The organism is Bacillus sp. RC251, assembly GCF_044908765.1.
Classification (GTDB): Bacteria; Bacillota; Bacilli; order Bacillales; family Bacillaceae_G; genus Bacillus_A; species Bacillus_A wiedmannii.
In genome coordinates, this window is record NZ_JBIYDP010000001.1 from 905,193 (window position 1) to 917,733 (window position 12,541).

Genomic DNA, 12,541 nt, shown 5'->3' on the forward strand with positions numbered 1-12,541 from the left:
GGATTCTATTATTTTTAAAACATAGTAGAATGTATTTTATCATCTATCATGGTTAGTAACATGAATTTAAGGTCATACTATTCTCTTTGCACTTTGAGGAGATGGTATGATCTTAATTTTTGAAGAATGATATATACGTAAAACTTTTGAGTAAGAATATAATTAATGAAAGGTTTATAAAACATGTTAGAACTTTATTTAGCAAATATATTAAATATGAACAAAGCAAATTACCAAAGGTTATATTCTGTTATGGATGATTTTATAAAGGTAAAAGTGGATGAAATGAGAAAGTATGAGGATAGACAGAGGACAATATTAGGAAATTTCCTTGTGAAATATTTTATCGCAAAAAAAGTAAATGCCAATATAGAAGATATAAAATTAGAGGAAGATGAATTTGGTAAGAAAAAAATAGTAAATCATGTTGGGTATTGTTTTAACATTTCTCATTCAGGAGAATGGGTATTTATAGGTATTGCAGAATCTGAAATAGGTGTAGATGTTGAAAAAATAGAATCTTTGGATTTCTTAAATATTGCTAGCTATTTTAGTAAGGAAGAAAAAGAATATTTAACAAAATTGGATTCAAAGGTTCTTGAGATGGAGTTTTTTAGGATTTGGACAGCGAAAGAGAGTTATATAAAATATAAGGGGTTAGGTATGGTAATTCCGTTAGAATCATTTAGTGTACCGATATCTGAAAATGAGAATTTTGTTAAAACGTTGTATGAAAAAGAATCAAAAGAGGCATTTGTTACATCATCAAAAATAAATGAAGAATATTATATAAGTGTATGTGGAAATTCTGCTATGGAACAATTAGAGTTAATATATTTAGATTTAAAAAATGAAATAGGATTATCAGATTATTTTTCCTCTATGAATGATAGATAAGGGGATATAAGATATTAATATTTATATTCCTGAAAAAAATGTATTTTCTTGTACAATACAATTTCCTATTAACATAAAAGATTCGATTATTCGAAAAAATGAACCTTTGCGGATAAAAAACTCCTTAGTTAGAAGGAGGGCACTGAAAAAGTCCACTTCATAAGAAAAAGAAGGTAACCATCTACTATATACAGGCGGTTACCTCTTTTTCTTTTTAGATATATTGAAAAGATATATGATATTTTTTCAAAGCTTTCACTTTTTCAGTCGCCTTGCTAGAAGGGGGTGCTTTTTTGATGTAGCCCTGAAATAAAGTTTAATTAAACTAACTCTATAAACGATGATAAAAGAGCAAATAGAAAAGTGTGTTTTGAAAAAAGATTGATTAAAACACACTTTTAATATATTCAACTGAATCATTTTTTATAAAAATGTTTGATTAGCTTTGTAACCGTTATTCCATTAAGTGACCCCTTAATGAAATAACGTGACTGACATTTTTAAACAACGCTAGTATGTTTTAAATGACTTGATTGTCACTCACACTACCATCGATACTATACCTTGTGAGCCACATTATTAAAGATTTAATGATTTAGTTGAGATGGACTCACTTTTTGAATTTGAACAAGTATGTCAAACGATTTACCTAATGATATATCAACAGTTTTCGGTATGTCAGGGCCTTCGGTAGTTATTCCGGAAAAAATTGGATGTTTTTCGTTTAACCAAGTATTTGTTATTCCGTTTGCTTTACGTAAATCAAGTAAAAATTGGTCATTTTTTACTTGTCCAAAGGTATAGTTATAGCTGTTTGGATCATCTGATTTTAATATTCCATATGGACCAAATTCACGGTTACTATTATAAACATTATATCGGCCTTCAGAAACAGAGGTTCCAATAGATACATACCGTTTTCTATAATGTTCTGCTAAATGTTGCCCTGCTACTTTAGGGTATATAAAAGGTATCATATTTGTTTTCGAAACGTGTCCATTATGTGCCCATACAATTGTTTTTCCTAGGTGTTCTTCTGTCCACTTCACATTTTCATACATTGCAATATCATGTTTCAAAAAAAAATCCGATGGGTTATCAGGAAATGATGCTGCCATTGTAGTAAACTGCTCGATAATACGGGCAGTTTGTTTTATCCATGCAAACTCTTTGGAATTTCCATTTAGAGTATTTTTATTTTGTTCTAATAAAGCATTGATTTGTTTAGCATCTGAAATATATTTTTCTTTATTTTCTTTCGTAAGGCCGCTAAAGATATTAATATCCTTTGTTACAGGAATAAGGTCTTTTATCTTCTCTTCTAAACTAGGCAAAAGCTTTGGATTGTTTCTGCGTACATATTCTGTTATATTATTATAAATATTTTTGCTTACTGATTGTATATCCATCCCAATGACACGCACTTTGGATTTATGTTTTGGATCAGCGTTATATTCTTTTATCCAATTAATAAGATTTATTATCTCTTTCGTGTTAAATTCAGGTGATAGATGTTGGTTTGGGTTCCCTTTACCAGTAAGAACATAACGATCAAGTTTTAAAGCTCTGTCCCACCCCTCTTCTAAAACTAAGTTGGTAAAGCCTTTTTCAGATACTAAATAATGAACAATGCGATGTTTCATTGTAAAAACTTCATGAGCCCCATGCGTAGTTTCACCTAAACCCACGATTGAAGCTGATCCTACCATATCCTTCAGTGGTTTTAAATCATTAAGAGATGCAGTTGGATTAGTTGTTTTTAAAGGCTTTGCATGCTCTTCTAACCATTTGGCTATTGGATTAATATTGTAGGGACTTGTAAAGGAAACTTCTGTGTCTGAAGCTACATAAGTATTTTCTGTAAAATTAGTCGATAATATAGTAGACGTAGGAATTGTAGTAGTCATTTTTTTCATAAAAACCTCCTAAAATATTTATTTGAATCAATTTCATAATCCTCAAGTTTAAACGATGGAAAAGCCGCGATTCCTTTATTAAAGGGCTTTCAAGAGTGGCTTTCGTCATTGACGATTCAATATGGTACATTGGATGCGGGCTACGATTATGAAGCAATTTATACATAACTTTATCGTGTGAAAGCTAAAGAAATCATTGCCTATAACAAGCGAAACGAAGGAGAGTTTCTTCGGTTTGAGGGACACTTCGCTCCCACTTTCAAAAACATACTTCTAAAATTCTGCCATTTCAACTGAGGAAAAGAAACAATTATTAAATTGATTCTTTTATTAGTTTTTTGACATGTTCTAAGAGCATCTGTTTGAATCATCAATTCTCTTCTCACAAATCTATTCTATTTCCTAAAACTCACTTATTTCTTAATAGATTCTTAAGAAATTATTAATTTACTCATGTCAATAAAAAACAAAATTACTTACACTGGTGTTTGTAAAAATGCACAATAAAAATATCGCCTAAAATAATAAAAAATTATTGTAAAACGATAAGTTTTATAATAAAATCGAAATCAGAATAAATAAGTGTGGTGCTTTTTATGAAAAAGATAAAAATGTTGTTTTTTAATTAGAGGAGGTATAAATATGGACATTAACAATTTGATTATTGAAAATATGGATAACCCTCATGAGTTGGAGAGAATGTATAGAAAAGACCCGAAAGTTTTTAAAAAGTCATTCTCACAAGCATGGGATGAAAAACCTGATTCTCAGCTACTAGCTGCTTGGTACGAAAGATTGCATTTCAAGGAGACGGCAAATAAAGAAAAAATATCGCTGTTTCAAAAAGGTTTCTTATTCATGGGCATGTTAGCTATTCTAGCTGGGCTAAGCACTAGAATCATTTTCCACTTTGTCGAGCAGGAAGCAATTGCTCCAATTAACTTGGCTTTTGGTGTAATTCCCTTTATTGCTGCTTATTTTATTTACAATAATACCCCGAAAAAAAGTATTATTTATTTCCTTGCAGCGTTGTTCCTAATTGCCGGGTTGTACCTTAATATGTTGCCATTAAATTATAAAGACAGCAGTATCCTTGCGTATTTACATCTTCCTATATTGCTATGGGTCTTATTGGGACTTGCGTTTACGGGAAATGAATATTCAAAAGGTAGTACAAGATTAGCGTATATTAAATTTAATTTAGAATACGGTCTTCTCTACGCAAGCATGGCAGTGAGCGGAATGATACTAGCATTATTCACCATGCGATTATTTAGCTTTGTTGACTTGGATATAGGAGAGTTCTATTTTAGTAATGTTGTTTTATTTGGAGCTGCCGCTCTCGCTGTAGTGGCTGCATACTTAGTATCATTGAATCTTAAACTTGCTAAAAATATTACACCATACATATCTAAAATTTTTAGTCCGCTTGTCTTGATCACATTGTTTATTTATCTTATAACGGTAATTTTGGTCGGGAAAAATCCATTCTTGGATCGTAATTTCCTAATGGCCTTTAACGGAATACTCCTTGGTGTATTGGCTGTTACTATATTTTCTATCGTTGAGAGTGATTCAGACGAGAAAAAGAGCATTTCAGATTATATAAATTTTGCCTTAATTGTTCTGGCACTTATTATTGACACTGTCGCATTGTCAGCCATTGTATTCAGACTTTCTTCTTACGGGATTACACCTAATAGACTTGCTGTTTTAGGTGTAAACATACTGATCTGGGCAAATCTCATTTGGATTATGTTCTCCTATATGCGTTTCTTGCAAAACAAATCAGGGCCGACAGCTATCCAAGATGCCGTTACGAAGTATTTACCAATCTACGGACTTTGGGCAGCTTTCGTAATATTTATTTTTCCTATAATGTTTAATTAGAAAGGCTTTGTTAATGTAACGACAAGCTAATTTTCTATAACGTATAAAATCCTTAGAGCTGATAATTATCGTTACTTCTATAATTTCTCGACAATAAAAAAACGTCCTAAAGTAGGACGTTTTTTTATTATGTATATCGCTGTTTTCTCTTAATAAGCAACAACACCTGTGAAACACAAGCAAGTACTGGTAGTTCAATCAACGGTCCAATAACGAGTGCAAGTGCAATAAGAGGCTCGTCCGGAAAAGCTGTTACAGCAATAGCGAGTGCAACAGGTGAGTTTCTTGCTAATGTTGTTAAGTTTAAACTTACTGTATCTTTATAAGGTAAACGCATTATGCGTCCGATAAATTGTCCCAGTACAAAATTAATGATGAAGAACAATAGAACAGGAATGAGTAGTAATAAAACGACATTCATATTTTGTAGTAAATATTTTCCTTGTGATGCAAACATCGCTACGATAGCTAAACTTAAAAATACAATTTGAGCAGAGCTGAAAAACGGAATGAGTTTATTCTCGAGTGTTTCAGTTTTTTTCATTTTATTCATAATGAATTTTGTAGCGTGTGCAAGTACAAATGGTAAGACGATTACGATAACAATACTTTCTACTAAAACAGAAACCGCTACAGTCTTCATGACACCAGCAAATAAAAATAAATAAATGGGAAGGAGTAGTACTTGCAAAATTAAATTTACAGGCAAAATTGCAGTAGAAAGTGCTACATTTCCTTTCGCTATTTCAGTAAAGATTAAGTACCAATCTGTACATGGAGTAACCATTAACATAATAAATCCAACCCAAAGTGCTGGGTGATCTGAAAGAAATAGTGCACCTAATCCCCAAGCGAGTAATGGTGTCCATAAAAAATTAATAGTAAGGCTCGTTCCAGCGAATTTTAAATTGCGGAATCCATTTTTTATTTCTTTCAATGGGATGCTGAGGAATAATCCATACAGCATGAAAAATAAGAAGGGGACAATAAAGTGCTCTGAGTACATATGTATCAAATTAAATTGTCCGAGTACGATGCCGCATGTAACAGCAAAAAGAATAATAAAAGTTTGAATCTTTTCTATAGTGCTCATGAGTAAATCCTTTCTAAATATGAATTGCCCTCTCTACATCCATTATACAAATAATAAAGTTATAATGGGTGTTTTAATTGTATTGGGGATATTGTTTTTAATTTGAGATATTATTTTTTATCTAAAGTTACTTGACTAAAGTAAGTAGGTGCATTACAATCACTTACATAAGGTAATTAAATAACAAAAAGTTTTATGTGTTTTTACTAAAGGTATCTATTGGAACTTTTTATTAGAATAAGAATTTTTATGATGATGAATAATGAATATGATAAGAAAGTCTAGGTGAAGAAAATGGGATTATTTAGCTCGTTATTTGGTAAAAAAGAAGAAAATACAAAAGTAGAGGGGAATAAAACAATGTCAAAAGTATTATTTGTAAAAGCAAACGATCGTCCAGCGGAGCAAGCAGTTAGTTCAAGAATGTATGAAACATTTGTAAGTGCTTATAAAGAAGCGAACCCAGATACAGAAATTGCAGAGTTAGATTTATTTGCATTAGATCTTCCGTATTATGGAAATGTCGCTATTTCAGGTGGATATAAACGTAGTCAAGGAATGGAATTAACAGCAGAAGAAGAGAAGGCTGTAGCAACAGTAGATCAATATTTAAATCAGTTTTTAGAAGCTGATAAAGTTGTATTTGCGTTCCCGCTATGGAACTTCACAGTACCAGCACCATTAATCACATATATTTCATACTTATCTCAAGCTGGAAAAACGTTTAAATATACAGCGAATGGTCCAGAAGGTTTAGCTGGTGGTAAGAAAGTAGTTGTATTAGGTGCTCGTGGTTCAGATTACTCTTCAGAGCAAATGGCTTCTATGGAAATGGCAGTTAATTACGTAACAACTGTACTTGGATTCTGGGGAATTACAAATCCAGAGACAGTTGTAATTGAAGGACACAATCAATATCCGGATCGTTCACAACAAATTGTTGAAGAAGGATTAGAAAACGTTAAAAAAGTAGCTGCAAAATTTTAATTTATGATAGTAAATGGAAAAACCAACATGGATGACCATGTTGGTTTTTTAGTCTGTTTTCCATGTTAAAAAATGTATATTTATAAAATGAATGAAAAGTTTGAAAATAGTATTGCAAAATATTATATATCAAACTATAATGAGTTCAAGAATAGTTGATACTTGAATTAAATATTCAGAAAATTCAATTAGTTAAAAATGGAAAATGAGATAAGGAAATTTGAATGGGGGTTATATTATGGCGAATAAAGTACCGTTTTCGTTCATAGTAGTTATTGGATTAATGTTATTTGCACTATTTTTTGGAGCAGGAAATTTAATATTCCCGGCAATGCTTGGTCAATCGGCAGGAGAGAATGTGTGGATTGCTAACGCTGGATTTTTAGTAACTGGTGTTGGATTACCATTACTAGGTGTACTAGCATTTGGTTTTTCAGGTAAAGATGATTTACAGTCATTAGCAAGTCGTGCTCACCCAGTGTTCGGGATTGTGTTTACAACAGTTTTATACTTAGCGATCGGTCCGTTATTTGCAATACCGAGAACAGGAAATGTATCTTATGAAATTGGTCTTAAGCCGTTTATGCCAGAGGGATTAGGTTCTACACCTTTAATTCTTTTCACAATTGTATTCTTTAGCATCACTTGTTTTTTTTCGCTAAATCCCGCGAAAATTGTCGATATTGTTGGAAAAATCTTAACGCCAATTAAATTAACATTCATCGGTATTTTAGTAATCGTTGCTTTTATTCACCCGATTGGAGAAATGCAAGCACCAGTTGAAGCTTATACATCACACGCATTCTTTAAAGGGTTCCAAGAAGGATACTTAACGATGGACACGCTTGCATCATTCGTATTCGGAATCATCATCATTAATGCAATTAAAGAAAAAGGTGCAAAAACGAAAACACAGATTATGATCGTTTGTGCAAAAGCGACAATCATTGCAGCATCTATTTTAGCAATTATCTATACAGCTCTTTCTTATATGGGTGCTTCAAGTGTTGCAAAGCTTGGACATTTAGAGAACGGTGGAGAAGTATTAGCGAAAGTTTCTAACTACTATTTCGGATCATATGGTGGAGTATTATTAGGGTTAATGATTACAGTAGCGTGTTTAACAACTAGTGTGGGACTTGTATCAGCATGTTCATCATTCTTCCATAAGTTATTCCCAAATGTTCCTTACAAAGCGATTGCCATCACGCTATGTGTATTTAGTGCAATTGTTGCAAACGTAGGATTAACACAATTAATCGCAGTTTCTGTTCCAGTACTAACAGCAATTTATCCACTAGCAATCGTATTGATTTTCTTAACATTCTTCCATTCATTATTCAAAGGAAGAGCTGAAGTTTATCAAGTGAGCTTAATCGTAACATTTATCATCAGCTTATTCGATGGATTAAGTGCAGCTGGAGTTAACATTGAAGTAGTAAGCCGAGTGTTCACTAAATTCCTTCCGATGCAAGAAGTAGGATTAGGATGGATCTTCCCAGCAATTATCGGTGGATTTATCGGATATGGCATTAGCGTTTTAAAAGCAAAAAATCAAGTTCAACCAGCTAGTGCGAATAAGAAAATAGGTTAAATAAAAAAGTTATAGAACTTGTTTCTATAACTTTTTTTGTTACTATTAATAATGAAAGAAAATAAAGTAGTAGGGGAAATAAAATGAAAAAAACAATTGATCATATCGGCATCGCAGTTCGAGATATAGAAAGTACGATACATTTTTATGAAAAGGTGTTGTTAGGAACTTTAATAGATCGTTACGTAAGTGAAGCTCCTGGTGTGGAAAGCGAAGTAGCCATTCTTGAAGTGGATGGAGATAGAATTGAATTACTTGCGCCTACGAATAATACGACATCTCCAATTGCCCGATTTATAAAGCAAAAAGGTAAAGGTGTTCATCACGTTGCGTACCGTGTCGATGATTTAGATGTAGCTTTAGAAGAGTTAAAAGAACAAGGTATTCGAACGTTAGAGCATACACTTCGAATTAATAAGCACGGTAGAAGATTAATATATCTTAACCCAGCGGATACAGAGGGAACAATCATTGAGTATTGTGATTATCCAGAAGAGAAGTAAAGAAATTTTATGATGGAAGAAGGGTATTGCGTAATAACGTAATACCTTTTTCATTTATGTATTTCACACTTTTTTCACAAATGATTCACGATAACTTTTCTTCTTTAGGAACTTACATAAATATATTTTATGATATAATAACAATCGACTTTAAAAATGTAAGTTGTATCTATGAAGGTAGTTACTATTGTATTGGAAGTTAAGAGGTGAGAGAGAAATAAAAAGTTACACTGTATAGAAATTTATATTTAATCAGGTTAATATTTCGTCGAAGAATGAAACTTGGGAAGTTTAAGGAATGAAAAGATAGTGATGAGGAAGAAAGAAGTGAAATGATTGTGAAAGTAATGAGAAGGTTAGGGGCATGGCTATTAATTGCGTGTGTACTTATCATATTGATACCAAAAAGTGCATCTGCTCATGCGTACATTGTGAAATCAAACCCTGCTGAAAATGAAACGTTGAAGAAAGCGCCATCTGTAGTGAAAATTGAATTTGATGAGGATATACAAGTTTCGCATTTTAATACATTGTTTGTAAGAGATACCTCAGGTACAAGAGTAGATTTAAAAGATGCTCATATCGATAAGAAAAACAAAAAAATATTAGAAGTAGGCTTAAAAGAAAACTTGAAAAACGGACTCTACTCTATTCAGTGGAAAGTGATTTCTGCTGACGGGCATCCTATTCAAGGAGTGATTCCGTTCCGAATTGGGTCAGAGGAAGCGGGAGCAGACGATATACAAGTAGAAGAGATGGGGTATGTCCCGCAAATAGATATGATTATGGAACGTGGAGTTTTATATACAAGTTTCTCACTATTTATAGGCGTGCTATTCTTTAATCTTATTATGTATAAAGGGAATGCAACCTCGGTTCGATCAAGGAGTAAGAACATAATATGGATCTCATTATTGGGTATATTGATTAGCTTATTATTCAATCTACCATTGCAAGCGAAAATAAATGCTGATGTTTCATGGTTAGAAGCATTCGATCCGTTACTATTAAAAGAAACATTACAGCTTTCTGTTTTTGGATATGTATGGATTACTCAAATGGTTCTTATTAGTTCGCTTATAATTGTTACGTATTTTGCGATGAAGTGTGAGAAGCTGTCGTCGTTTAAAGTATGGAGCATTCCAATACTATTGTTTATCGGGATACTTGTTATGAAAGCCTTTAATAGTCACGCATTTGGATTAAAGTTTAAAGAGATTGCGGTCGTTATGGACTTTCTACATTTATTCGCAGCTTCGTTATGGATTGGTGGTCTATCATCTATTGTTCTTCTTTTACGTAAAGAGGATGATAAGTGGAGTATGTATTGGGATATGATTAAGCGCTTTTCACCGTGGGCAACAGGTGCTGTCATCGTAATTTTAATAACAGGTCTTTTTAACAGTACATTCTTTATACCAACAATACACTCGTTATTTGATACGAAGTATGGATTAGCTTTATTAGCAAAGATACTTTTATTCATTTTCATGGGGATATTGGGAATTGTTCATTATGTGAAAGGGAAAATGAGAGCGGAGCAAGGTTTAGGCGCTACGGTGAAAGTAGAGTTTATCATAGGAATTATCATCTTTGTCATCGTAGCTTTTATGACAAACGTACAAACACCACCGATGCCTCCTACTGGACCTTTTACAGAGAGTAAGCAATTAGATAATGGATATGAACTTACTTTACATGTAAGTCCTAATAAAGTAGGACAAAATACATTCCATATTACTTTAAAGGATGAGAACGGACAACCTGTTACCGATATGGAGCAAATTATTTTAACTACGCAATCATTGGATATGAACATGGGAAAAGGTTCATTTAAAGTTTCGGCCGTTTCACCAGGAGAATATGAAGCGGAAGGTATGTATATTAACATGACAGGAAACTGGAATATACAAGTGCACGGATTAACAAAATCTCTTGATAGCTTTGATGCGGATTATAAATTTATAGTAGGCGGCAGATAAAGAGAAGGTATAAATAAAAAGGAGTTAATAGAAAATGAAACGTATAAAAAAAATTGGCACAACAATGATCGCAACAATTATTGCAATGGGAATTTTTTCGTTACCTGTTAGTGCGCACGTCACTGTGAAACCAGAAGCTTCGGACGTTAATTCTTGGGAGACTTACACGATAAAAGTACCAGTTGAAAAGAATGTAGCAACGACAAAAGTTACATTGAAAATACCGTCTGGAGTGGAATTCCAACAGTATGAACCAGTACCAGGATGGAAAGTGGAAGAGCAAAAAGATAATGCTGGAAAAGTGAAAACTGTAGTATGGGAAGCAACAGGAGAAGGGATTTTACCCGGTCAGTTCCAGCGATTTACTTTCGTCGCTAAAAATCCGGATAAAGAACAAAAAATAGCTTGGGATGCATATCAACAATATAAAGACGGAGAAATTGTTGAATGGACAGGCGATGAAAAAGCTGAAAAACCACATTCACTTACTACAATTGCAAAAGGTACGTCATTAACAGGAGAACATGGTGAAGTGTCTAGTGTAGAACAGAATGAAGGTACTAGTAATATGCAAGTAATAGCGATTGTCTTATCTATTTTGGCGATTGTATCGTCGGCAGGTGCGTGTGTTTTTGTAGTACGCCTTAAAAGGTAAGTAAGATTGAAAGGTCTCATCGAAAATAATGAGACCTTTTTTATTACGTCTATGGATTAGAAAGAATGAAGATAATGGTACTATTATAGCCACTCTATAATGAAATTTATTGATGTATGGAAATCAATTGACGATTATTAAGTCTTCCGGCAGGATATCATGTTCGAGCCAGTTTTCAATTAAAGTATTAAATAGTATGGGATTTGCTAAAGAGATTCCATGACCAATTTTAGGAATGATAATACCTGTGCAATTCGTATTATTTTCAAGGATTTCAGTCATTGAGTCTTTCATAATTCTTTTTTCTTTGTTTCCAACAGTTACTAATATATTACTATTAGCATCCTTGAAACCTTTTGGTATTGTAAACGACATATTTTCTTCTAATATCCTTACAAATGTATTTTTATTTATTTGACAACTGTCATGATAATAGTTATCAAAATGTGTTTCATCTATGTACATTGATGTTGCTTGTATTTTGGAAAATGTCTTACTCTTTATTAGGAAGTAGGTTAAGCTAAGGGGGCTTATTAATGTTTTAGCGAAAGGGATTGGTTTAACTAATGCGCTATTGATCATAGCATATTGAATTAAGTTTGGCTTCATACTGAGCATGGAAATTAATACTTGAGCGCCTAATGAAAACCCAATTACTATAACAGTTTGACCCTGACTTTTTTCTTCAATTAGGTCTATGATTTTTTCAGCACTAAAGTTTATTGAGAAAGGATCTTTACTTTTATTTTTTCCTTGCTCAAGTAAATCAGGAACAAGGCAGTGATAGTTAGTAAAATGTTTAATTTGTTTGTCCCACATCCAACCACTGACTCCACCACCATGAATAAAAACCATAAGTGGTGAGCTTGAATCTCCAAATTCTTTATACTGTAAAACCATATAATGCCCCCTTATGATTAGAATTGTTAGTCCATCCATATATAGTAGAGGTAATATTCTTACTACTTAAGTATCATCATACAATAAAAAGAAAAAAATTCCTTTTAATAAAACTCTCTGTAAC

10 protein-coding genes and 1 pseudogene are annotated in these 12,541 nt (G+C 32.8%); 8 read left to right on the forward strand and 3 right to left on the reverse strand.

From position 1 onward, the window contains the following. Positions 1 to 183: 183 nt before the first annotated feature. Entirely contained in the window at positions 184 to 897 is a 714-nt protein-coding gene (locus ABH961_RS04635; RefSeq protein WP_098079403.1) for a 4'-phosphopantetheinyl transferase family protein, read from the forward strand. A 587-nt stretch (positions 898 to 1,484) separates the two neighbouring features. Here ABH961_RS04635 and ABH961_RS04640 read toward each other — a convergent pair. Then, positions 1,485 to 2,813 carry an erythromycin esterase family protein gene (locus ABH961_RS04640; protein WP_098079406.1) on the reverse strand — a complete coding sequence of 443 codons (1,329 nt, stop codon included), beginning with the start codon at positions 2,811 to 2,813 and terminating at the stop codon, positions 1,485 to 1,487. Between the two features lie 39 nt (positions 2,814 to 2,852). Here ABH961_RS04640 and ABH961_RS04645 point away from each other — a divergent pair. Both ABH961_RS04645 and ABH961_RS04650 read left to right on the forward strand, forming a co-directional pair. Beyond that, positions 2,853 to 3,071 (forward strand): annotated as a pseudogene (locus ABH961_RS04645) (IS5/IS1182 family transposase); the annotation flags it as partial. A 384-nt stretch (positions 3,072 to 3,455) separates the two neighbouring features. Next, positions 3,456 to 4,703 (forward strand): DUF4153 domain-containing protein, encoded by a 1,248-nt coding sequence (locus tag ABH961_RS04650; protein WP_098642841.1) that lies wholly within the window; start codon positions 3,456 to 3,458, stop codon positions 4,701 to 4,703. A 127-nt stretch (positions 4,704 to 4,830) separates the two neighbouring features. Here the strand turns inward: ABH961_RS04650 and ABH961_RS04655 are convergent, their stop codons facing one another. Continuing rightward, on the reverse strand, positions 4,831 to 5,796 hold the full coding sequence (locus tag ABH961_RS04655) for an arsenic resistance protein (RefSeq protein WP_098079411.1): 966 nt from the start codon (positions 5,794 to 5,796) through the stop codon (positions 4,831 to 4,833). A gap of 294 nt (positions 5,797 to 6,090) precedes the next feature. On the opposite strand from ABH961_RS04655, the gene ABH961_RS04660 reads away from it, so the two are divergent. The 5 genes from ABH961_RS04660 (at position 6,091) to ABH961_RS04680 (ending at position 11,517) form a co-directional block, all read left to right on the forward strand. Next, positions 6,091 to 6,783 (forward strand): FMN-dependent NADH-azoreductase, encoded by a 693-nt coding sequence (locus ABH961_RS04660; protein WP_098642840.1) that lies wholly within the window; start codon positions 6,091 to 6,093, stop codon positions 6,781 to 6,783. 238 nt (positions 6,784 to 7,021) lie between these two features. Continuing rightward, the gene (gene brnQ / locus ABH961_RS04665; protein ID WP_141520033.1) at positions 7,022 to 8,377 is read left to right on the forward strand and encodes a branched-chain amino acid transport system II carrier protein; all 1,356 of its coding nucleotides are present in this window, start codon (positions 7,022 to 7,024) and stop codon (positions 8,375 to 8,377) included. Between the two features lie 83 nt (positions 8,378 to 8,460). Beyond that, positions 8,461 to 8,880 (forward strand): VOC family protein, encoded by a 420-nt coding sequence (locus ABH961_RS04670; protein WP_000750864.1) that lies wholly within the window; start codon positions 8,461 to 8,463, stop codon positions 8,878 to 8,880. Positions 8,881 to 9,212: 332 nt separating this feature from the next. Further along, positions 9,213 to 10,862 carry a copper resistance CopC/CopD family protein gene (locus tag ABH961_RS04675; protein ID WP_098079417.1) on the forward strand — a complete coding sequence of 550 codons (1,650 nt, stop codon included), beginning with the start codon at positions 9,213 to 9,215 and terminating at the stop codon, positions 10,860 to 10,862. 34 nt (positions 10,863 to 10,896) lie between these two features. Next, on the forward strand, positions 10,897 to 11,517 hold the full coding sequence (locus tag ABH961_RS04680; protein WP_098079419.1) for a YcnI family copper-binding membrane protein: 621 nt from the start codon (positions 10,897 to 10,899) through the stop codon (positions 11,515 to 11,517). 123 nt (positions 11,518 to 11,640) lie between these two features. Here the strand turns inward: ABH961_RS04680 and ABH961_RS04685 are convergent, their stop codons facing one another. Then, positions 11,641 to 12,417 (reverse strand): alpha/beta fold hydrolase, encoded by a 777-nt coding sequence (locus tag ABH961_RS04685; RefSeq protein WP_098079420.1) that lies wholly within the window; start codon positions 12,415 to 12,417, stop codon positions 11,641 to 11,643. Positions 12,418 to 12,541 lie beyond the last annotated feature (124 nt).

Coding starts and splice junctions, on each gene's coding strand:
- ABH961_RS04635 (WP_098079403.1), top strand. CDS start 184: ATGTTAGAACTTTATTTAGCAAATATATTAAATATGAACAAAGCAAAT.
- ABH961_RS04640 (WP_098079406.1), bottom strand. CDS start 2,813: ATGAAAAAAATGACTACTACAATTCCTACGTCTACTATATTATCGACT.
- ABH961_RS04650 (WP_098642841.1), top strand. CDS start 3,456: ATGGACATTAACAATTTGATTATTGAAAATATGGATAACCCTCATGAG.
- ABH961_RS04655 (WP_098079411.1), bottom strand. CDS start 5,796: ATGAGCACTATAGAAAAGATTCAAACTTTTATTATTCTTTTTGCTGTT.
- ABH961_RS04660 (WP_098642840.1), top strand. CDS start 6,091: ATGGGATTATTTAGCTCGTTATTTGGTAAAAAAGAAGAAAATACAAAA.
- brnQ (WP_141520033.1), top strand. CDS start 7,022: ATGGCGAATAAAGTACCGTTTTCGTTCATAGTAGTTATTGGATTAATG.
- ABH961_RS04670 (WP_000750864.1), top strand. CDS start 8,461: ATGAAAAAAACAATTGATCATATCGGCATCGCAGTTCGAGATATAGAA.
- ABH961_RS04675 (WP_098079417.1), top strand. CDS start 9,213: ATGATTGTGAAAGTAATGAGAAGGTTAGGGGCATGGCTATTAATTGCG.
- ABH961_RS04680 (WP_098079419.1), top strand. CDS start 10,897: ATGAAACGTATAAAAAAAATTGGCACAACAATGATCGCAACAATTATT.
- ABH961_RS04685 (WP_098079420.1), bottom strand. CDS start 12,417: ATGGTTTTACAGTATAAAGAATTTGGAGATTCAAGCTCACCACTTATG.